Below are 19,486 nucleotides of genomic sequence, written 5' to 3' on the forward strand. Positions count from 1 at the left end.
TGGCCCGCGCGGTCGTCACTCCGTGGCGGTGTCCGGCGCCTGGAAGGACCCGTACCGCTCGCCTATCTCCTTCGCTCTCGGGCCGTTCGCCGGGTCGAACGGGGGGATCGGCTCGCCCGGGTGGGCCTTGCGGCCTGCCTCCAGGAAGAAGCGTTCGAAGCCGCCGGGGGTGAAGACGGCGAGCAGCCGGGCGGGGTGGTGGCCGGTGTTGCGGAAGCGGTGGTAAATGCCGCGCGGGACGAAGACGAAGTCGCCGGATCTCACGGCGTGGTCGGTGCCGTCGGCGTACATCTCCAGTTCGCCGGAGAGCAGGTAGAACGCCTCGTCCTCGTGGGTGTGGTTGTGCAGCGGGGGGCCGCCACCGGGCGGCACCGATGCCTCCAGCATCGCCAGGTCGCCGTGGGTCCCCTCGACGCCGACCTTCACGGTGTAGACGTCGCCGTTGAGCCACACGGTCGGGCCCTCACCGGCCTTCACCAGGCGGACGCCGCCGCCGTCCGGCGTGCGCGGCTGCTCGGGAGCGGGGGTGCCGTCGCCCTGCTGGAGGAAGCTCATGGTGTTCCTTTCCGTCGTGCCCGCGGTGGTGGACCGCGGTGGCGCGGCCCGAAAAGTCGTCACAGAACTTGAACGCCGCCCGGGGGCGGAGGGGTTTCCTCCGCCGACGCATCCAAGGGAAGCGCGGTACGAGACGGATTTCCGCCAACGGTCGTCAGATACAAGCCTGTTGGGGCGGGCGCAGCGAATGACTCAGGCGTTCCGGAAGGCGGAAGGTGGAAGGCGGGAAGCAATCAGCGGCAGGTCAGTCGCAGGTCAGTCGTAGGTCAGCGGGTGGCCAGCGGAATGGCCGGGAAATCGGTGGGCGTTGCGGGGTGGTCTGCCTGGACGGTCCAGATGCGGCCGGTGTTCGGGTCGGCGAGGACGGTTTCCACCGCGGCGGCGATCTCGTCCGGTGTGGCGAGCCGCAGTCCGCGGGCGAGCAGGGTGGCGCGGAACGGGGCGACGGCCGGGGTGTCGACCAGCCCCGGGCAGACGGCGTCGATCCGGATCCGGTCCGCGGCCAGCAGCGGCGCGGCGGAGCGGACCAGCCCGACAAGGGCGTGTTTGGCGGTGGCGTAGAAGACGTCGGGGGAGCCGGTCAGCCCCGCGAGGCTGCCGAGGACGACGATGCCGCCGCCCCGGCTCCGCAGCGGCGGCAGGGCGGCGTGCAGCCCGTAGACGACGCCGTCCAGATCGGTGCGGAGGGTGTCCCGGTAGCGCTCCGGGGTGAAGTCGTCCAGGGTGCAGCGGCCCGGGACGGCGGCGCCGAGGACGACCGCGTCGAGCCGCCCGAACTCCTCGACGGCGTGGGCCACCGCCCGCGCGTTCTCCTCGGGCACCCCCACATCGACGGCGATGCCCAGCCCGCCGCACTCCGCGGCGACCGCCCGCGCGCCCGCCGCGTCCCGGTCGACGACGGCCACCCGCCACCCGCCCCGCGCCAGCCGCCGCGCGGTCGCCGCGCCGATACCGGACGCGCCGCCGGTGATCAGGACGGCGCGGGACGGGGCGGCTCCCGGGGCGCCATCCGCGTCGTCCGCCGCGGGCGTCACCCGGTCCGCCCCGGTACGGCGAGCGGAAGGACCGCCACCCCTTCGCGCCGCAGCCCGTTGCGCCGCAGGTAGGCGCGGCCGAAGAGGCGTTGGACGGCGAAGAGCGTCACCAGGGTCACGGCGAGCAGCACCTCGTCGAGGACCGGCACCACATCGATCGGCAGCGTCATCGCCAACGCGACCCGCACCGCGCTGTCGACCAGGCAGGCGATGCCCCACAGGGCGCTGCACCACCAGAGCATCCGCCGGAACGCGGGATGCCGCTCCCAGCTCTCCGCCAGCGTCCGCTGCCGCTCCTCGTCCACCACGAGCCGCAGCGCCTCGTACAGGAACGGTCGGCGGAACAGCAGCGTGCACAGCATCCATCCGCCGAGCGCGGCCATGCCCCAGCCGTTGCGGATCAGCAGCAGCCGGGGCGAGCCGGTCACGTACGACACCGCGACGGTCAGCCCCATCGTGCCGAGCAGGAAGAGGGGGAGCCCCCCGACGCGGCGTTCGGCGACGGCCCCGCGCACCGCCACCACCACCGGGATCACGGCCCCGGCGAGCAGCGCGGTGAACGGGCTCGCCCCCATCCACCGCAACCCGTAGAAGAGGGCCAGCGGGAGCCCGGCGTGGCGGAGCAGCGTGCGACTGAGCGCGCCGCCGGTGCGGGCCGTGGCCCCGCCGCCCGCGCCGCCGGTCACCGTTCCGCCTCCGTCGCGCGGGCGAAGGCGGTGACCAGTTCCCGGGTGTACGTGTCGACGTCGAGGGCCGGTTCGCCGCGCAGGCGTACCGCGGCGGCGTCCACCGCGCCGCGGATCATCACCGCCATCGACGCGACGTCGAACTCCCGGAATTCGCCGCTGCGTTGCCCCGCGGCCAGCAACTCCGCCAGCCCGCGCAGGCTCGGCTCCTGCGCGCTGCGCGAGGTGTACGCGGCGCCGTCCGCGTCCCGGGCGTGCGGGCCGATCTCGGTGAGCGCCAGCATCTCCCGCGGGTGGTCCCGCAGAAACCGCAGATTGGCCTCCAGATAGGCGCGCAGCCTGCCCGCCACCGTCTCCTCGGCGGCCATCCGCGCCCCGATGAACTCCGCCCCGGCGGTGAAGACCTCCCGCACCACCTGGTGCATCAGATCGTCCTTGTCGGCGAAGTGGTACGAGATCATCCGCGGGCTGCTCAACCCGGCCCGCTCGGTGATCCGCGCGAACGACGCCTTCGCGTAACCGAGTTCGGCGATGGTGTCGATCGCCGCCGCGACGATCTGGGCCCGCCGGGCGGAATTGGTGAACGTCCTCGACGACGCCCCCGGGGCCGTCGCCGGGGCCGCCGCCGCACCGGCGCCGCGAGCCGCCAACGGATCGGCCGCCGGACCAGCTGCCGGATCGGCCGTCGGGCCAGCTGCCGGATTGGACCCGGCCGCACCGGCGCGTTCGCTCCCGCCCGATTGCCTCGACCGGCCTGCCCGACCGTCCTGACCGGCCTTACCTGCCCGTTCTTCACTCCGCTCGGCCCGTGCCATGGGTCCCCCCCGGGGTAGTGTTTATCCAACCAGATAAACACTACCCCGGCTGAATCAATCCCGCCCGTCCGTCCCGCGCCGATTCCGCCACCGGGCCCACCGGCCCCGTAGCCCCGCCGTCTGAGTACCGCGACTCATGTGGCCCCGGCCGCACCGCAGTTGGATGCCCGTATGACTGCTCTTCCGCCCGCGGGCCCCGGACGCATGCCCCCGCCGCCCCGCCCCGTGTTGCCGCTCCCGCCCGGCTTCGTCCAGGAAGGCGCGGCGGGTGCGGCGGGTGCGGAAGGGCGGGCGCGGCCGGACGGCGGGGCGAGCGGTGCGGCGCCCGGTACCTGGCTGCCCGCGAACGACGGGACCGGCCCGTACGCCGGGGGTCCGCTCGCCGCGTTGCCGAGTTGGCGGCCCGAGCCCCAGGACCCCTGGGCGATCCTCTGGACGGCGGTGGCGAGCATCCTCACCACGTCGTTCGTGGGCCTGGGCGCGCTCTTCGCCTACATCTCGCCGATCTGGTGCGACTCCTGCGGCAGGGCCCAACAGCACCGCTTCACCCTCTACTTCGCGGGCTACTGCGGTGCGCTGCTCCTCCCCGTCGTCCTGCTGATCGTCGGCTCGTCACTGCCCTCGTACCGGCGGTACGCGTTCCCCCGCATCGTCGCGCTGACCGCCGCCACGGTCCTCGCGGTCCTGCTCCCGGTGCTCTACTACAGGCTGCTCGGGACCCTCCACTAGGGCGGCCCGGCGGCTCGCCCCCCTGGGCCCGCTCTCGTCGAGGCGTCGGCCGGGCGCCCGTGGGACGTGGCGGTCGTCGGCGGCGGTGAGGCCCGCTCCTCCGATGGCGACCTGAAGCGCGGCCGCCGGACCGGCCCTGAACCGTTGTCACAGGTCAGCGCGGTGTGCGGGCCCTTCGCCAGGCCGGGCTGTCCAGGAAGAAGTTGTCGAAGCGCTCCTGCGACTCCAGGATCTCCCGCGGGTCCGCCGTGCCCTTGCGGACGCGGTCCAGCAGCCGGAAGTAGTCGAAGCGCTCGACGCCGGGCGTGATGACGATCAGGACGTCCGCCTCGGTGCCCGGCTCCGCGGCGAAGGCGTGCGGCATCCGCGGTGGGACGAGGAGGAAGTCGCCCTCGTCGGCGGTGATCACATCCTCCCCGGCCAGGGCCTGGAGCCGCCCGCCGAGGACGAAGAACAGCTCGGCGGCGCCGTTGTGGTGGTGCGGCGCGGCGCCATCGGCACCGGGCGCCAGCGTGACGCGGTGGGCGCTGACCGCCCCGCCGGTGGTGCCCGCGTCGGCGAAGAGCCGCAGCGTGCTGTCGGCGCCGCGCAGCGTCTCGGCGTCGGCCTCGCGCACCAGAACCGCGCCCCGGTCGTCGGGGGTGAGCAGAGACATGAGCCCCTCCATTCGTTTGGCACGAGATAGTAAGGCGTCGAACTATCTGGTGTCGAATAGGCTGGGGCGGTGAGCGACAAGGATGCGAAGGACGCGGTCGACGCGATCGTCGACCAGTGGGGCACCGAACGGCCGGACCTGGACCTCGCGGCGCTGGGCGTCTTCGGGCGGCTGAGCCGCCTGTTCCTCGTCCTCGCGCCCGCCTTGGAGGAGGTCTTCACCCGGCACGGGCTGCGACGCGGCGAGTTCGACGTCCTGGCGGCGCTGCGCCGCTCCGGGGAGCCGTACACCCTGATCCCGTCCGAGCTGGCGACGACGCTGATGCTGTCCCGCGCCGGGATGACCAACCGCCTGGACCGCCTGGAGGCGGCCGGACTCGTGGCACGCCACCTCGACCCCGGCGACCGGCGCAGCTTCCGGGTCGCCCTCACCGACCGCGGCCACGAGGTCGTCGACGCCGCCGTCACCGACCACGTCGCCAACGAGTCCCGCCTTCTGTCCGGCCTCACCCCCGACGAACGCGCCACCCTCGACCACGCCCTACGGGTCCTGCTCCGGGAGTTGGAACGCCCCGGGGCGCGGGAGGACAGCGGGGCGACGGCTACGGACAGGAAGCCTTCCTGAAGAAACCCGGCGCCCTGGCGCCCCGGCTCCCCGCACCCCGTGTCCCGTACGCACCGGGTACCCCGTACGCACCGGTGCCCGTCACGCAGCGCGCGACGGGCACCGGTACGGATGCGGCCCCCGGGGACCGTCGGCCGCCGGGGGCGGCTTCTGCCTCGGATCCCGCCTCGGTCCCTGCCTCAGAGCGTCGGGTGCTGGGGGCGGTGGGCGCAGAGGGCCCAGATGACCCAGGCGGCGAGGGCGATGGAGATGATGGCCCAAAGGGGCTGGTAGGGCAGCCACATGAAGTTGGCGATCAGGCTGAGGGACGCCATCATCACGCCCAGGATCCGCGCCCACATCGCGTCCGTCAGCAGCCCGAGCCCGGTGATCACCGCGACGATGCCGAGCGCCACCAGCACCCAGCCCCACGCCGTGAGGTCGAACCGGTACACGTACTGGTTGACGGTCGTGTAGATGGCGTCGGAGGAGAGCGCGGTGATGCCCTTGAGGATGTCGAGGATACCGCCGACGATCAGGACGATCCCCGCGAACACCGTGCCGCCGACCGCCCATGCGCGGGTGGGGGATTCCGTGGTGTCGCCGTGCTGCGGGTGGTTGTGCGGAGTCGCCGTATGCGCCATGACCGCTCCTCTGGTCGGATACGCCCACCGTCCGGGGACCGGCCACCGGCCACCACCCGAGTGCCGCCATTCGGGGGAATCTCCCCGATCCGGGTTTCGGCGCCCGGCGGTGGCCTCCCCGTACGGGCGTCCTGGCCGCGCCGTACGGGGAGGCGAGGGCGTCAGCCGAGCGCGTCCTCCTGGTTCGCCTGCCAGGCGGTGACCCGGGAGGCGTCGTTGACGGTCAGGCCCTCGCCGGGTGCCTTCAGGGTGGCGGTGCCGTCGAGCGGGTCGCCGTCCTTGTCGCGCAGACCGAGGGTGAACGAGGTCGTGGTGTGCGGGTGCGCGCCCTTCTCGGGGAGGAGCAGGGCGGCGTACGCGGTCTCGCCCGGGTCCAGGGCGACGGTGGCGTGGGCGTCGGTGCCCGGGGCGGTGGTGAGGGGCGTCTTGGCGGCCGGGTGACCGACGACCGGCAGACCGTAGGCGGTGCAGGCGGTGTCGGAGATGTTGGTGGCCTTGAGGAGGACCGCCGGGCGGGTGCCCCCGGCGTCCGCGAACTCCACCTGCACCTTCTCGGTGGTGCAGGCGTCGCCCACCTCCTTGCCGGACTCGCCGCCCTGGCCCGCGCCGGACGACGTCGCCTGACCGTCGTCGGACGCGGACGGCGTCCCGGCGGGCGAACCGGCAGGTGAACCGGCGGTCGGCGACCCGGCGTCACCGCTCTGGACGGCGGTGGCGTCACCGTCGGCGTCGCAGGCGGTGGTGGCGAACACGGTCGCGCCGACGACGGCGACCAGGGCGAAGGAGCGGCGGAGGCGGAAGGGCATACGTGGTCCTCGTGGGGCTCGGCAGGGGAACGGCGGGGGAGCGCCGTTCGGCGTCGAGAGTGTCATGTCCGCGGAATACGTACTGGTGAAAGGTGCCGTGGAGGTGCGAGGTGTCACCCGGACTTACCAGAGCCCGACGCCTTCGCCGCAGGTAGGCGCCGAATCCACGGCCGTACGGCGGCCCCTGACACCCCGGCAGCACGCCCCACCGCCGACCGGCCGCACGCCGGTACCGGGACCCGCCGCTCACAGGAACCCTTCCTGAAAGAAAGCCGTCCTTTCTCCCCCGTGTCGCCCGGCGCCCGCCCGGCACAGCCGCCGGGCGGCGGCTGCCCCGGAGTCCCGCTACCGCAGCTCGGTCGGCAACTCCGTCCGCGGTTCCGTCGGCAACTCCGTCATCGCGCGGCCGCCTTGAGGAGGGCGGCGGTCAGTGCCTCGGCGGTGGCGAGGTTGCAGTTGCCGAGGGCGATCAGTGGCTGGGCGTAGCGCGCGGCGAAGTTCGGGAGGTCGAGGCCGAGGGACGGGAGCGTGATGGCGTTCGCCTGCAAGGCGTCGCGGAGCAGGGCGAGTTGCTCTTCGGCGTCGCGCGGGGTGTCGTCGTCCGAGGGCGCGTCGAGGGAGAAGTGGTCGGTCATGGTCCACCCTTCCAGTGCGTTCTGCGAAGGTCCCTCACAGAGTGACGCGCTCGGCCGTGGCGTGGAAGTGGTGACGGGCGGTCGAAGGTCAGTCTGGGGAACCGGCCGCACCCGGCGGCGGGCCGCGCCACCACGCGACGGGCCCGGCGCACCGGCCACCTCCACCGCGGCCACCTCCACCGCGGCCACCTCCACCGCGGCCACCTCCACCGCGGCCACCTCCACCGCGGCCACCTCCACCGCGGTCAACTCGCCCGCGCTCCGCCCCTCATGGGCGAGCGCCGCGGGCCGTACGATCTGCGCAGGGTCACACCGTCTTCACCGTGCGTGGCCCCGACCCTGATCGATGCGGCGGCGGAGGAGTACGGGAATGCGGTTCAACAGCGGGAATGACGTCCGCGGCGCCCGCTGGCGGAAGAGCAGCCACAGCACCGCCGTCGACGACCGGTGCGTCGAGATCCTCGACGACGTGCCCGGCATCGTCCCCGTCCGCGACTCCAAGGTGCCCGGCGGGCCCGCCCTCGTGGTGGGTGCCGGTGCGTGGGGCCGGTTCGTGTCGGCGGTCAAGGGCGGGACGCTCACGGTCTGAGCGGCGGCCGTCCGGAGGTACGGAGAAGGGCCGGGCCCGGGGGGAGTTCCCCGGGCCCGGCCCTTCGTACGCGAGGCGTCAGCCGCTCTTGGCGGCCGTCAGCCGTTCTTGGCGGCGGTCTCCGCGCCCGCGCCGGACGTCGCCTCCGCGGCGGCGTCGGGCGTCTCGGCGTCACCGGCGGCCACCGCGGGCTCGTCCGACTTCTGCCGTGGGATCGGCGGGAGCGCGTCCGTCGGGGACAGCGCCGCCGCGAAGCGGGGCCAGAAGATCAGGACGACCGGGTAGATCGCGTAGCCGAGGCGGGTCGCGGGGGAGAGGACGATCGCCAGCAGGAGGCCGATGGCGAGGCGGTCGGCGGCGGCGATGACCGTACGCGGCGGGCGGACCAGCAGCGAGACGGCGACGCCGACCGCGCTGACGCCGATCAGCGCGACCGTCACGGTCTTACCGGTCTCCGGCAGCAGCAGGACGATCAGATGGCCGAGGAGCGGGCTCTGCGCGGACGAGTTGGCCTCGCCCATGCCGAGCGGGTAGAGGATCGCGTTCTGGAGGAAGGCGCCGGAGTCGATCAGTGCGGCGGGCAGCGCGGCCAGCGCCGCGAGGCCGATCGAACCGGCCGCGCACCTGGCGGCGGCGCCCTTCCCCTTCGTCACCCAGAGCAGGGCGAGCGCCACCGGGATCGCCGGCCAGGCGGTCCACTTGAGGGCGGAGGCGACGCCGAGCGCGAGGCCCGCGGCGCCCGGCCGGTCCCGCTGGAGGAAGGCGAGGGCGAGCACGATCAGGCCGATGACGGGCGGGTCCACGCCGCCGATGGTCAGCGGCAGGATGAGGACGGGGCAGGCGATGAGCCACAGGGCGCCGGTGCTCGGGGTGACGCCGCCGGGCGTGGCGAGCGGGGCCGGACCGCGGTCTTTCGTCAGGATGCGGACCGCCCACAGGACGACCGCCAGGAAACCGATGAGGGACCAGAGGCGCGCGCTGGTCAGCGGATTGTCGCCGAACAGCGCGTCGGGTATGCCGAACAGCGACATACCGGGCAGGTACGGGTTGAACTGCGGGACGGTGTGCGGGTCCGCGTTGTACGGCGTCCCGGTGTCCAGGAGCAGCTTGGCGCCGCGCTGGATGACGCCGACCTCCATCTGCTCCTTGTCGATCACCGTCAGATAGATCAGCGGCACCAGACCGGCGCCGACGACGGAGACGATGGCGGGCCACCGCCCCCAGCGGCGGACCGAGCAGGCGGCGATGATCGCGGCGAGCGCGTAGCCGACGGCGCTGCACAGGCCCCAGGCCTGCTGCGAGGTGTCCGGCGGGGAGGCGAGTCCGACGCTCAGGCCCGCGATGGCGCAGCCCGCGAGGACCGGCCAGTCCCAGCGCCAACCACCTCGGCGGGTGGGGGCCGCCGCCGTGCCGTCGGGGTGGGTGGTGTCCGTGGCCATCAGCGGCCTGCCTCTCGGCGGGCCCGGTTACCGGGGACGAGCGGGGCGGGCCGGGCAGCTCGGCGGGCAGACGTCATGCCCATGCCGAGTGGGGGGAGAGGGAGGGTCATACCGCAACTATAAACGCCAGGTATACGCAAGAGGTATACGCGCGGTGTGCAGGTATGAACCGGACAAAGTGCCGAAGTTTCCGGCCCTCCGGCGCGGTTGCCCGCTCGATTGCATCATGCGGCGGCGGCCGAACGCCATGTGAGAGTCGTCATGCCGCGGCGGGTGCCCGGAGTGCCCGGGAAAGGCCGCACAAGGAAAGGGGGTGTCGTCTCACAGGGCGAGAGGGCATCCCCCGCCGTGTCCCCGTCCCTGCAAGAACGACACCAGTACACTAACGCGAATTCGCTCGCGTTAGTGTGTCACGGACGATACGTGGCATGACCCCACACTGCAATACGGAGCCCCTGTGACCCCCGCGCACCAACCGCCGGGAGAGATCCGCCCCGGAGGACGCACCGCCCGCACCCGTGCGGCCGTACTCGCCGCTGTGCAGGACGAGTTGAGCGAGGGCGGATTCGCCGCGCTGAGCATGGAGCGCATCGCCCAGCGCTCCGGCATCCACCTCGCGACGATCTACCGGCGCTGGCGCTCCGTGGAGGGGCTCGTCTGCGAACTGCTCACGGAGGCGTCCACCGCCATCGCGCTCCCCGACACCGGCAGCCTCCCCGAGGACCTACGGCTGCTCGCCCGCCGCATCGGCACCTTCTACACCGCGGCGCCGATGCGCCGCCTCGTCGAAGCGGTCGTCTCCTCCGCCGGACGCAACTCCCGCGCCGAGACCGTCCTCGCCGACTTCTTCCACGACCGGCTGCGGCTGGCCGGCGGGCTGGTGCGGCGCGGCATCGAACGCGGCGAGGTACCGCCCGACACCGACCCGGAAGCGGTGATGTCCGCCGTCGGCGCGCCCTTCTACTACCGCATCCTCATCGCCCGCGGCCCGGTCGACGCGGACCTCGCCGAGTCCACCGCCACCGCGGTCTGGGCGGCGACCCTGGCCGGTGCGTACCGGGTGGGCGGCGCGGCGCCGGTCGTCGTACGGCAGCGCACGGGGAGCGGGGAGCGCGACCGGGAGCGTACGGACTGACGGGCGGGCCGGACGGGCGCACCCTGGAGGGAGGGGAGTCTCCTCGGAGGTGAGCGTCATGACGGTGAACACCGTGGTCGGCTGGCACATCGAGATGGAGTTCCAGGAGGACACCCAGCACACCCGCGCCGCGGCGCTGGTCCGGCTGCCGGACGGCACGGAGATCCGCGGGCACGGCTACGCCAGCCGCCACCCGATCGACTCCAACCAGCCGCGCGTCGGCGAGGAGGTCGCGGCGGCCAGAGCCCTCCACGAGGTGGAGCAGCGGCTGCTGAGCAAGGCCCACGGCGAGATCGACCGGGCCTCGGGGCGGACCTCGCGCCCGATCCCGGCCTGAGAACGGCTACGGAGACGGCACACGGCCGGTGGCCCCTTCCGGGACCACCGGCCGTGGTGTGCGCGGGTGCGGATCAGCCGCGGAGTTCGGCCATCCACGCCTCGACGTCCTCGGAACGCCGGGGCAGCGCGGAGGAGAGGTTCCGGTTGCCGTCGGCGGTGACGAGGATGTCGTCCTCGATCCGGACGCCGATGCCGCGGTACTCCTCGGGGACGGTCACATCGTCCGCCTGGAAGTACAGACCGGGCTCGACGGTCAGCACCATGCCGGGCTCCAGCGTGCCGTTGACGTACGCCTCGGTGCGGGCCGCGGCGCAGTCGTGGACGTCCAGGCCGAGCATGTGGCCGGTGCCGTGCAGCGTCCAGCGGCGCTGGAGACCCAGCTCCAGGACGCGCTCGGCCGGGCCCTCGACGAGGCCCCACTCGACCAGCTTCTCGGCCAGCACGCGCTGCGAGGCGTCGTGGAAGTCGCGGAAGTTCGCGCCCGGCTTCACCGCGGCGATACCGGCCTCCTGGGCCTCGTACACCGCGTCGTAGATCTTGCGCTGGAGGTCGGTGTAGCGGCCGTTGATCGGCAGGGTGCGGGTGACGTCCGCGGTGTAGAGGCTGTTCGTCTCCACACCGGCGTCGAGGAGCAGCAGGTCACCGGAGCGGACCCGGCCGTTGTTCCGGACCCAGTGCAGCGTGGTGGCGTGCGGACCGGCGGCGCAGATCGAGCCGTAGCCGACGTCGTTGCCCTCGACGCGGGCGCGCAGGAAGAACGTGCCCTCGATGTACCGCTCGGAGGTCGCCTCGGCCTTGTCCAGGACCTTCACGACGTCCTCGAAGCCGCGGACCGTCGAGTCGACGGCCTTCTGCAACTCGCCGACCTCGAAGTCGTCCTTCACCACACGCGCCTCGGAGAGGTGGACGCGCAGCTCCTCGTCCCGCTCGGCGGTGACCTTGTCGCGCAGCGCCGCCTCGATACCGGCGTCGTGCCCGCGGACGACGCGGACCGGGCCGGTCGCCTCGGTCAGCGCGGCGGCCAGCTCACGGACGTCCTTGCAGGGGACGCCGAGCAGCACCTCGGACTCGCTGAGGCTGTTACGGCGGCCGACCCACAGCTCGCCCATGCCGTTGAGCCAGAACTCGCCGTTCTCACGGTTGGAGCGGGGCAGCCGGTGGATGGTCGCATCGTGGCCGCCCTCGCCGGTGCGGGGCTCCAGGACCAGGACGCTGTCGTCGGTCTGGTCGCCGGTGAGGTAGACGTACTCCGTCGACGCGCGGAAGTCGTACTCGGTGTCGTTCGAGCGGGTCTTGAGGTTGCCCGCCGGGATCACCAGACGCTCGCCGGGGAAGCGCGCGGAGAGCGCGGCGCGGCGGCGCGCGGCGTTCGGCGCCTGCTCGATCGGCTCCAGGTCGCGCAGCTCGGTGTCGGCCCAGCCGCTCTGCATGCTCGCGGCGAGCTCATCCGAAACGCCCGGGTACAGGCCGTTCTTGCGCTGCTTGATCGGCTGCTCGTCCTCGTCCGGGGTCTCCGGGGTGAGCTCGTCCGTCACGGTGCCTCCTAATAAAGACTGAACCGCACTCCATCGTATGTGCGGACAGAAAGCGGTCCAGAGGGCGGAAGGTGTGACGTCTCAGGCACTTCGTCCCTCCTCCCGTCCCTCCTCGAAGTGGACGGCGAGCAGAACGACGTCCTCCGGGGAGGCCGGATCGTCGAGCCCTCGGGGCAGCAGGCGGTCCAGCAGATGGTCGACGAGGGCCTCGGGGTCCTGGCGGACGGCCCGGGGCGCCCCGGCGGCGGCCGCGTGCAGCCGGGCGAAGGCGTGGTCGGCGGAGTCGCCGGTGCGGCGCAGCAGTCCGTCGCTGTAGAGCAGCAGCGTCTCGCCGGGCGCCGGTGCGATCTCCACGCTCGGCGCCTCCCAGCACGCCAGCATGGTCAGCGGCGCGGAGAGCGTGGTCTCGACGAACTCGGTCCGCCGCTCCCCGGTGAGCAGCGGCGGACAGTGCCCGGCCCCGGCCAGCGTCAGCGTGCGGGGGAACGTTCCGCCGGGCCCCGCCGCCACCGCGCCGCCCGGCTCCCCGGGCGCCGTCCCGCCCGGCGCCTCGGAGAAGGCGAAGAGCACCGTGGCGGAGCGGTCCGGCTCGGTCAGCCGCAGCAGCAGCTCCAGGTCGGAGAGGACGGCGACCGGGTCCTCGCCCTCCATCACCGCGTAGGCGCGCAGCGACGCCCGCAGCCGCCCCATCGCGGCGACCGCGTCCGGCCCGTACCCGGAGACCGAGCCGACGGCCAGCCCGAGGGCGCCGTCCGGCAGCGGCAGCGCGTCGAACCAGTCGCCGCCACCGCGCGGCCCGGTCGTGTGCCGTACCGCGAGCCGGATGCCGGGCACCCGGGGCAGCCGGTGCGGCAGCAGCCCCTCGGCGACCGCCGCCGCGTGCTGCCGCTGCCGGTGCAGCTCCAGCACGCGCGCCAGATGCCCGGCGGCGTACGCGCGGTACAGGTCGAGCAGATGGCGGCGGTGGTCGTCGGGCTCGGCCGGTTCGTCGTAGAGCCAGACGGCGACCCCGAGCCGCCCCACGGGCGCGGCGTCCAGCGGTACGGCGTAACTGGCCGCGTACCCGAGCCGCGTCGCGACCTCCCGCACCCGCGGATCGAGCCCCGGTGTCCCGAGGACGTCCGGCTCGGCGACCCCGGGGTGCCCGGTCGCGGCGGGCAGCTCCGCGTCGGCGGGGGCTACGGGGTGGCCGAGGGCGGGCCCGGCGTCGTCGGGCGGCCCGGGGCGGAGATCGGCGCCGGGGGCGTGCGGAGGCTCGTCGTGCGCCGGGTGCGGCCGGGCGGTGGGGGCGGTGTCCGGCCCGGCGGCGGGCTCCGGCAGACCGTCGAGGAGGCGGCCGTACGCGAGGGCGGCGCGCGGGACGGTTTCGAGCTGGCCCAGTTCGGCGTGGCCGAGGCCCAGACCGGCGGTGGTGACGGGCCCGAGCCCGTCGGCCGGTTCGAGGACGAGCAGCCCCCGGGGCGCGCCGACGAGCGTGGCACCGGCCCGCAGCACCTCGTGGAGCGCCGCGTCCGGCGTCCGGGTGCGGGTGAGCCGTTCGGTGAGGTCGTGGAGGGTCGTCAGCCCGGAGATCCAGCCCGCCAGCCGGTCCTGGACGACGGCGGTCCGGTCGGGCGGCGCGGCGTCGGCGGGGGCGTCCGGCCCCGGGGAGGCGTCGGCCCCTGGGGTGTCCGGTCCCGGTGGCGGGTCGGCGGGGAGGGGGCGACCGGCGGCCGGGGGCGCCGCGGGGGCGGCGGCAGTGTGCGCGTGTCCGGAAGAAGAAGGATCGATTCCGGCCACATTCGGGATATGGGAGGCGCTCACGAGCGGCGACGTCCGACGGGCCGGTCATATCCCCAGCTCAGCGCTTTACGGGGTGGGAAATGCCGCTTTTTGTCGAGCGAGGTGGCGCCGTCCCGCCGCCGATTCGCTGCCCGGAATAGCATCGCAAACCCCCATATCGTGCCGCTCAGCTCTCCACGCCTCCACATCTACACGGAGCGGAGATGTGATGTCCAGCACTGTTCCGCGAGGGTTTGCGGGTCCCGTTCACTCCTTTCACATGGCCTGAAAAGGGCCCTGTCCAAGGTGATTTGAGGTCGACTGGCCGCGATCGGCAGCGCGTCATATGCACGATGGCGGGTACGTACTCCAAGAGATGCGGGGCCAGTTGGGGCCGCACCGGAACCCACCGGCAGGCACGGGCGTCATTACGGAAGACGACCGCGACGCACCCACAAGTGGCGAGATCGCACCACCGCACCGCAAGCGCCCCCGGCGCGTCACCTCCCGCCACGTTCCACGCTCGGCGTACGGCGTGATGCGTTGCCCCTTCGAGAACGCGGTGACCAAGCTCCACGTGGCGTGACCGGCCCCGGGCCGGCGATCGGGACGCACCCCACGCCGCGCAGCGGGATGAACCGGCATGCAGTGCGATGGACGCAACCCTCGGCGTTAACGAAAGGAACGAGCGCTCATGCGCGAGATCCTCGGCAGGCGACGCAAGTACCTGTTCCGGCGCACCGGGAAGTCGGCCCTGATCGGCGCGGCGCTCCACTGCGCCACCGAATGGCAGTGGCCGGTGGTGCCCGGCGTACGGCTCCGCTCGGATGCCCGGCCGCCCGGCACCCGGTCCGGACGCGGCGACCGCGCGGCACCACGGTGCAGCTGCCCCGACGCCGGGTGCGTCGTACCGGGCGCGCACCCCTTCGAGCCCGGACTGCTCGCGGCGACCACCGACGCCCGGATGGTCCGCTGGTGGTGGACGAACCGGCCCGACGCCCCGGTGATCCTCGCCACCGGCGGCCGCGCGCCGTGCGCGGTGAGCCTCCCGGCCACCGCCGGAGCGCGGGCGCTGGCCGCCCTGGACCACTTCGGCGTCCGTCTCGGCCCGGTGGTCGCCACCCCCACCCGCCTCGCGCTGCTCGTCGCGCCGTACGACCTCGCGGAGTTGGGTGAGCTGCTGCACTCGCGGGACGAGGTGCCCAGCTCGCTGCGGTTCCACGGCGACGGCGGCTATCTGGTGCTGCCGCCCTCGCAGACCGGCGCCGGTGCGGTCCGCTGGGAGCGCGCCCCCGCCGCCACCTCCGCGGCGCCCTGGCTCCCCGACGTCGCCACGATCGTCGACGCCCTGGTCACCGCGAGCAACCGCACCCCGGACGGCAGCCGCCTCGCCTACTGAGGCGGGGCGCCCGCGACCACCGACGGGCGCGCGCGTACGGTGCGCGCGCCCCCGTGGACGGGGCGGCCCGGACCGTCGATCCACCGCGTAAATCACCCGGATGGCGCAGCGGTACGTCAGGAATTCCCGCGGCAGGGACACCGGCTGACGCCCTGTCGCCCCGCGGCCCCGTCCAGCCCCCACGGCGCCCCGTTGCCATGCCCGTACGCCGTCGGGTGCCGTACGGAGCAACTCCACGGCGCCCGGCGGGGATTCGCGGGCGCAAGCATCCACGGAATCGCCGTACGGGCCGTACGGGCGGGGCTTCGGGGAGCCGGGCGGCGCGGCGGTGGTGGGGCGCCGGGCGGCCGGGGAAGCGGGCGGGCGGCGCGGGCGCGGCGGGGACGGAACACCCGGCCGCGGACATGGAAACGCCCGGTCGCTGGCGACGGGGGATGCACCAGCGACCGGGCTCCTAGAACCGTAACAAGAGATCGGCGGTTCGCAAATTCGATCGCGGTATTCCGGACGCCTCTTTACCCGTAAGTAGAGGGGGTTGTGACAGGAGTCACGTCGGAGGCGTCCGGGACCGTCACTGTCAGCTGAGCGTGACCTGACGGTTGGTGAGACCGCCCCGCGCCCGGCGCTCCTCCGAGGTCAGCGGCGACCCGTCGGCGAGCGCCTTCGCCAGCCGCTCACCGAACGCGACCGCGGGCGCCGTGACGTCCTCGGCGCTCATCGACGACGGCAGGTCCCACACCGGCACGACGAGCCCGTGGGCGCGGAACGAGCCGACCAGCCGGGTGTCCTCGCCGAGCGACGACTCCCCGGCGGCGTGCAGCCGGGCGAGCGCGTCCAGCAGCTGCTCCTCGGGGTGCGCGGTGACCCAGCGCAGATGGTTCTTGCCGGGCGCCTCGCACCAGTACGCGCCCTCCAGACCGGCGATCCGGGCGGTGGGCAGCGCGGCGGCGTTCGCCCGCTCCAGGGACGCGGCGACCTCGGCGGACGCCTGGTCGGCGTTCTCCACCCAGAACTCGAACCCGGTGTGCACCTCCGGCGTGAAGGGCGCTTCGGTGTCCAGCAGGTCCTGGAGGCGCGGGCCGTCGGCGTCCGGCCGCCCGGCGGTCACCGGGGTGCCGGGCTCGGCGACCAGCGCGCGCCGCAGGGTGTCGGCGAGGTCGCGGCTGAGGTCGCCCGAGGAGGTGTCGTTCTGCAGCCCGATCAGGACCGAACCGTCGTCCCGGCGCAGCGCGGGCCACGCCATCGGCAGCACCGTCGCCAGCGTCACCGACGGCACGCCCTCGGGCAGCCCGTCCTTGAGCGTCAGCGGGACGGTCGCGGCGGGCACCAGCTCGCGCAGCGCGACCCAGTCGCACTCGCCGGGCAGCCCCTCGAAGGGCCGCCGCACCAGCTCGGTGACGGCCTGCGCCGCGCTCCGGCCGTGGCAGGCCTTGTAGCGGCGGCCGGAACCGCACGGGCAGGGCTCCCGGGCACCGACGACCGGCACCGGCCCGTCTTGGGCGGAACGTGCGGCGGCCTGGGGCTGGGTGCGGCGCTTCTTGGCCATGGCGGCGGTGTCTCCTGGTCGATCCGGTGCGTAGGGACGCGTGTCCGCGCGAGCCTAGAGGAGTACGCGCGCGGGCGCTCCGGCCGAGGGCGCGCCGCGGTGCGCGCCGCGGTGCGCGCCGCGCGGGCCGGCTCACGGCGTGGCCGGATCCGGGCGGTGCGGGACGGCCGTGGCATCGGGTGCGCGGGGTGCGGACCGGCCGGGGGCGGGAGCGGGCGCGGCGGGGGCGCGTGGCGCGAGGTGCGCGCCGGGGGCGTCCGCCGTCCGCCCGCTCAGTGCGGCGGCAGCGGGTCGTCGAGGTCCGGGAAGGCGGAGAGGTCGGCGAGGTCCGACAGTTCGGGCAGGCCCGGCAGACCGGCCCGGGCGGCGGGACCGCCGCACTCCGCGTACGTGGCCTCCGGGCTCGGGCTCGGGGCGGGCACGGTGGCGGCCGTGGCCGTGGGCGTCATCGCGACGCGGTCCGCGAACGCGTCCCGCAGCGACAGCTCGGCCCAGACCGTCGTCTCGCCCTCGATCACGTCGCGCACCCCCCAGTCGCGGGAGAGCGAACGGATGATGGCCAGGCCCCGGCCGCCGCGCGCGGTGATCGACGGCGTGGCCGGGCGGGGACGGGTCGGCCCGCCGCCGTCGGTGACCGCGACCGTCAGCCGCTCCCGCTCGTCCACCCGCCAGGAGGCGAGCACCGCCTCGTACGGCGCCTCCCCGTGGTCGTCCTCGGGCCCGTACGCGGCGCCCGTCTGGCGCGGCCCGTACGCACCGCTCCCGGGGCGGGAGCCGTACGCGCCGCCCGGGCGCCCGGAGTCGTCACGGGCCGTGTCGGGCAGATGCTTCGCGTCCAGCGGACGGGCGTGCCGACAGGCATTGCTCAGCAGCTCGGACAGCACCAGCGCCGCATCATCGATAACTGTGTCCGGAATTCCTCTTGCCGACAGCTCGCCGCGCATGCGTCGCCTGGCCATTCCCACGCCCGCCGGACCATGGGGTACGGCCATGATCGACGACGTCGGCACCTCCTGTGCCACCATCAACGCCACCCCCGAGACCTCCTTTGCCCCACGCCACGGGATGAATTCCCCAATGGACTGGACCGGAAACCGGCCACATGCCGAGCAGTGACGCATCCGACATGTGGTCCCACAGGGCGCAGGCGCGGGCGCACGGACGGAGGGGGCGGCTACCCGAGGCCGAGCTGCTTCCGTACCTGTTTCGGGCGGTTCGTGATGACCGCGTCCACGCCGAGGTCGCGGCAGAGCGCGACGTCCTCGGGCTCGTTGACCGTCCACACATGGACGCGGTGCCCGGCGCGGTGCGCGCGCTCGACGTACTCCGGGTGGGCCCGCAGGATGCGGATCCCGGGTCCGGCGATGGACACACCGGACGGCAGCCGTCCGTCACGGTGGCGCGGCGTGAGGAACTGCATCAGGTACACCGACGGGATCTCCGGCGCCGCCAGCTGCAGCCGGTGCAGCGAACGGGCCGAGAAGCTCATCACCCGCACCGCGGGCCGTTCCGCCGCCGGGCGCCCCGGCCGGGCGGTGTGCCCGAAGCGGTCGAGGAGGGTGACCAGCCGCTCCTCCACCTGTCCGGCCCAGCGGGTGGGGTGTTTGGTCTCGACGGCCAGCTCGACGCGCCGGTCGGCGTCCGCGACCAGCTCCAGCAGCCGCTCCAGGGTCAGCACCCCGGTCCGCTCCGGGTCCGCGTACCGCCGGTCCGGCGCCTCCGGCTCGTCCGGCGTGGCCTTCCAGGAGCCGAAGTCGAGCGTGGCGAGATCGGCCAGCTCCAGGGCGGAGACGGCGCCGCGCCCGTTGGACGTGCGGTTCACCCGCCGGTCGTGCACGCACACCAGGTGGCCGTCGGCGGTCAGCCGGACGTCGCACTCCAGGGCGTCCGCGCCGTCCTCGATGGCCTTCCGGTACGCGGCGAGCGTGTGTTCCGGGGCGTCCTCGGAGGCGCCCCGGTGGGCGACGACGGACGGGGCGGGACGGCCCGGACCGGAGTCCTGGGCGGGGCGTGCACAGTTCACCGCGTTATCGTGCCATCCGCCGTCCCGGGGCCGCCCCGCGCTGACCGGGGACGGCTACAGGGGATGCGCCGTACGGGTCCGGCATCAAGGATGGGGACGGTCACAGCCTCGCCTTACGGTGCGCTGACGCACGGTGGGAAAGGCTGAGGCCGAGGCCGCCCCCGGATCGGCCGGGACTCGCCCGGACCGCCGGGATCCGGAATCCTGGAGCCCGGTTCACGGTCCCGCGGACGCGTCCCCGGCACCGAGGACCGGAACGTCCGGACACCGGAGCCCGGCCCCGTACCGCGGCGGACCGGAGCGCCACAGGGCGCCCCGGCCGACCGGTCTCCCAGGGGCGGGCCGCGGGCCGGCACAGTCGTGAGCGAGGAGAGAGCTGTGAGCACCGAGAACGAGGGCGCTTCCGTACCGCCGGAGGCAGAGCCGCAAGCGGCGCCCCAGGCGTCGTCCGGCGCACCCACGTCCGCCTCCGCCGCCCCGGCTGCCCCACCGGCCCCGGGCACCCCGCCCCCGCCCGCGGCGCCTCCGGCCGCGGCACCCCCGGCCCCCGGCTTCGCC

At 74.1% G+C, this 19,486-nt stretch carries 21 protein-coding genes; 7 read left to right on the forward strand and 14 right to left on the reverse strand.

Annotation, left to right across the window (positions count from 1 at the left end; all coding sequences use genetic code 11):
* Positions 1–15: 15 nt before the first annotated feature.
* The 4 genes from IF23_RS0129000 to IF23_RS0129015 all read right to left on the reverse strand — a co-directional run bounded on the left by IF23_RS0129000 (position 16) and on the right by IF23_RS0129015 (position 2,925).
* A complete protein-coding gene (locus IF23_RS0129000; RefSeq protein WP_037680121.1) occupies positions 16–555 on the reverse strand; it encodes a quercetin 2,3-dioxygenase in 540 nt (179 codons plus the stop codon).
* A 266-nt stretch (positions 556–821) separates the two neighbouring features.
* Positions 822–1,589: an SDR family NAD(P)-dependent oxidoreductase gene (locus IF23_RS0129005; RefSeq protein ID WP_078654339.1), complete on the reverse strand. Its 768-nt coding sequence runs from the start codon at positions 1,587–1,589 to the stop codon at positions 822–824.
* A complete protein-coding gene (locus IF23_RS0129010; RefSeq protein WP_245655149.1) occupies positions 1,586–2,275 on the reverse strand; it encodes a VC0807 family protein in 690 nt (229 codons plus the stop codon). The genes IF23_RS0129005 and IF23_RS0129010 overlap by 4 nt, the downstream gene beginning before the upstream one ends.
* Positions 2,272–2,925 (reverse strand): TetR/AcrR family transcriptional regulator, encoded by a 654-nt coding sequence (locus IF23_RS0129015; RefSeq protein WP_078654340.1) that lies wholly within the window; start codon positions 2,923–2,925, stop codon positions 2,272–2,274. The genes IF23_RS0129010 and IF23_RS0129015 overlap by 4 nt, the downstream gene beginning before the upstream one ends.
* Before the next feature lie 336 nt (positions 2,926–3,261).
* Between IF23_RS0129015 and IF23_RS35480 the strand changes: the two genes are divergently transcribed.
* On the forward strand, positions 3,262–3,819 hold the full coding sequence (locus IF23_RS35480; protein ID WP_157848100.1) for a hypothetical protein: 558 nt from the start codon (positions 3,262–3,264) through the stop codon (positions 3,817–3,819).
* A 154-nt stretch (positions 3,820–3,973) separates the two neighbouring features.
* On the opposite strand, the gene IF23_RS0129025 is transcribed toward IF23_RS35480, so the two are convergent.
* Complete coding sequence (locus IF23_RS0129025; protein WP_030288950.1) at positions 3,974–4,474, reverse strand: cupin domain-containing protein; 501 nt, start codon at positions 4,472–4,474, stop codon at positions 3,974–3,976.
* A gap of 69 nt (positions 4,475–4,543) precedes the next feature.
* Here IF23_RS0129025 and IF23_RS0129030 point away from each other — a divergent pair, with 69 nt between their 5' ends.
* Positions 4,544–5,098, forward strand: a complete 555-nt coding sequence (locus tag IF23_RS0129030) for a MarR family winged helix-turn-helix transcriptional regulator (RefSeq protein WP_051739965.1) — start codon at positions 4,544–4,546, stop codon at positions 5,096–5,098.
* A gap of 179 nt (positions 5,099–5,277) precedes the next feature.
* Here the strand turns inward: IF23_RS0129030 and IF23_RS34700 are convergent, their stop codons facing one another.
* The 3 genes from IF23_RS34700 to IF23_RS34250 all read right to left on the reverse strand — a co-directional run bounded on the left by IF23_RS34700 (position 5,278) and on the right by IF23_RS34250 (position 7,162).
* Positions 5,278–5,721 carry a DUF7144 family membrane protein gene (locus tag IF23_RS34700; protein ID WP_030288953.1) on the reverse strand — a complete coding sequence of 148 codons (444 nt, stop codon included), beginning with the start codon at positions 5,719–5,721 and terminating at the stop codon, positions 5,278–5,280.
* 161 nt (positions 5,722–5,882) lie between these two features.
* Positions 5,883–6,527 (reverse strand): DUF4232 domain-containing protein, encoded by a 645-nt coding sequence (locus tag IF23_RS0129040; RefSeq protein ID WP_030288955.1) that lies wholly within the window; start codon positions 6,525–6,527, stop codon positions 5,883–5,885.
* A gap of 395 nt (positions 6,528–6,922) precedes the next feature.
* Positions 6,923–7,162, reverse strand: coding sequence for a hypothetical protein (locus IF23_RS34250; RefSeq protein ID WP_051739968.1), 240 nt, complete (start codon positions 7,160–7,162; stop codon positions 6,923–6,925).
* Positions 7,163–7,532: 370 nt separating this feature from the next.
* Here IF23_RS34250 and IF23_RS0129050 point away from each other — a divergent pair, with 370 nt between their 5' ends.
* Complete coding sequence (locus IF23_RS0129050) at positions 7,533–7,751, forward strand: DUF397 domain-containing protein (protein ID WP_030288959.1); 219 nt, start codon at positions 7,533–7,535, stop codon at positions 7,749–7,751.
* Between the two features lie 98 nt (positions 7,752–7,849).
* Here the strand turns inward: IF23_RS0129050 and IF23_RS0129055 are convergent, their stop codons facing one another.
* On the reverse strand, positions 7,850–9,190 hold the full coding sequence (locus tag IF23_RS0129055; protein WP_078654342.1) for a glycosyltransferase family 87 protein: 1,341 nt from the start codon (positions 9,188–9,190) through the stop codon (positions 7,850–7,852).
* 457 nt (positions 9,191–9,647) lie between these two features.
* Here IF23_RS0129055 and IF23_RS0129060 point away from each other — a divergent pair, with 457 nt between their 5' ends.
* Both IF23_RS0129060 and IF23_RS0129065 read left to right on the forward strand, forming a co-directional pair.
* The gene (locus IF23_RS0129060; protein WP_030288962.1) at positions 9,648–10,325 is read left to right on the forward strand and encodes a TetR/AcrR family transcriptional regulator; all 678 of its coding nucleotides are present in this window, start codon (positions 9,648–9,650) and stop codon (positions 10,323–10,325) included.
* Positions 10,326–10,383: 58 nt separating this feature from the next.
* A complete protein-coding gene (locus IF23_RS0129065; protein WP_030288964.1) occupies positions 10,384–10,662 on the forward strand; it encodes a DUF1876 domain-containing protein in 279 nt (92 codons plus the stop codon).
* A gap of 73 nt (positions 10,663–10,735) precedes the next feature.
* On the opposite strand, the gene IF23_RS0129070 is transcribed toward IF23_RS0129065, so the two are convergent.
* Complete coding sequence (locus IF23_RS0129070; RefSeq protein WP_030288966.1) at positions 10,736–12,199, reverse strand: aminopeptidase P family protein; 1,464 nt, start codon at positions 12,197–12,199, stop codon at positions 10,736–10,738.
* An 81-nt stretch (positions 12,200–12,280) separates the two neighbouring features.
* Positions 12,281–14,002 carry a PP2C family protein-serine/threonine phosphatase gene (locus IF23_RS0129075; protein ID WP_030288968.1) on the reverse strand — a complete coding sequence of 574 codons (1,722 nt, stop codon included), beginning with the start codon at positions 14,000–14,002 and terminating at the stop codon, positions 12,281–12,283.
* Between the two features lie 652 nt (positions 14,003–14,654).
* Between IF23_RS0129075 and IF23_RS0129080 the strand changes: the two genes are divergently transcribed.
* Complete coding sequence (locus tag IF23_RS0129080) at positions 14,655–15,359, forward strand: bifunctional DNA primase/polymerase (RefSeq protein ID WP_030288969.1); 705 nt, start codon at positions 14,655–14,657, stop codon at positions 15,357–15,359.
* A gap of 577 nt (positions 15,360–15,936) precedes the next feature.
* On the opposite strand, the gene IF23_RS0129085 is transcribed toward IF23_RS0129080, so the two are convergent.
* From IF23_RS0129085 to IF23_RS0129095, 3 genes are all read right to left on the reverse strand, one after another.
* On the reverse strand, positions 15,937–16,905 hold the full coding sequence (locus tag IF23_RS0129085; protein WP_030288970.1) for a DUF5926 family protein: 969 nt from the start codon (positions 16,903–16,905) through the stop codon (positions 15,937–15,939).
* Between the two features lie 272 nt (positions 16,906–17,177).
* Positions 17,178–17,939, reverse strand: a complete 762-nt coding sequence (locus tag IF23_RS31680; RefSeq protein ID WP_078654344.1) for an ATP-binding protein — start codon at positions 17,937–17,939, stop codon at positions 17,178–17,180.
* 140 nt (positions 17,940–18,079) lie between these two features.
* Positions 18,080–18,928 carry a glycerophosphodiester phosphodiesterase gene (locus IF23_RS0129095; protein ID WP_030288972.1) on the reverse strand — a complete coding sequence of 283 codons (849 nt, stop codon included), beginning with the start codon at positions 18,926–18,928 and terminating at the stop codon, positions 18,080–18,082.
* Between the two features lie 378 nt (positions 18,929–19,306).
* Here IF23_RS0129095 and IF23_RS34705 point away from each other — a divergent pair.
* Positions 19,307–19,486 (forward strand): hypothetical protein (locus IF23_RS34705; protein WP_211266215.1); only part of this gene is annotated, 180 nt, incomplete at its 3' end.

The sequence above is a fragment of the Streptomyces catenulae genome, from assembly GCF_000718015.1.
Lineage (GTDB): Bacteria > Actinomycetota > Actinomycetes > Streptomycetales > Streptomycetaceae > Streptomyces > Streptomyces catenulae.

Excerpts from the sequence above, each read along its gene's own strand:
- IF23_RS0129000 (WP_037680121.1), bottom strand. The coding sequence starts at position 555 with ATGAGCTTCCTCCAGCAGGGCGACGGCACCCCCGCTCCCGAGCAGCCG.
- IF23_RS35480 (WP_157848100.1), top strand. The coding sequence starts at position 3,262 with ATGACTGCTCTTCCGCCCGCGGGCCCCGGACGCATGCCCCCGCCGCCC.
- IF23_RS0129025 (WP_030288950.1), bottom strand. The coding sequence starts at position 4,474 with ATGTCTCTGCTCACCCCCGACGACCGGGGCGCGGTTCTGGTGCGCGAG.
- IF23_RS34700 (WP_030288953.1), bottom strand. The coding sequence starts at position 5,721 with ATGGCGCATACGGCGACTCCGCACAACCACCCGCAGCACGGCGACACC.
- IF23_RS0129040 (WP_030288955.1), bottom strand. The coding sequence starts at position 6,527 with ATGCCCTTCCGCCTCCGCCGCTCCTTCGCCCTGGTCGCCGTCGTCGGC.
- IF23_RS34250 (WP_051739968.1), bottom strand. The coding sequence starts at position 7,162 with ATGACCGACCACTTCTCCCTCGACGCGCCCTCGGACGACGACACCCCG.
- IF23_RS0129050 (WP_030288959.1), top strand. The coding sequence starts at position 7,533 with ATGCGGTTCAACAGCGGGAATGACGTCCGCGGCGCCCGCTGGCGGAAG.
- IF23_RS0129055 (WP_078654342.1), bottom strand. The coding sequence starts at position 9,190 with ATGGCCACGGACACCACCCACCCCGACGGCACGGCGGCGGCCCCCACC.
- IF23_RS0129065 (WP_030288964.1), top strand. The coding sequence starts at position 10,384 with ATGACGGTGAACACCGTGGTCGGCTGGCACATCGAGATGGAGTTCCAG.
- IF23_RS0129080 (WP_030288969.1), top strand. The coding sequence starts at position 14,655 with ATGCGCGAGATCCTCGGCAGGCGACGCAAGTACCTGTTCCGGCGCACC.
- IF23_RS0129085 (WP_030288970.1), bottom strand. The coding sequence starts at position 16,905 with ATGGCCAAGAAGCGCCGCACCCAGCCCCAGGCCGCCGCACGTTCCGCC.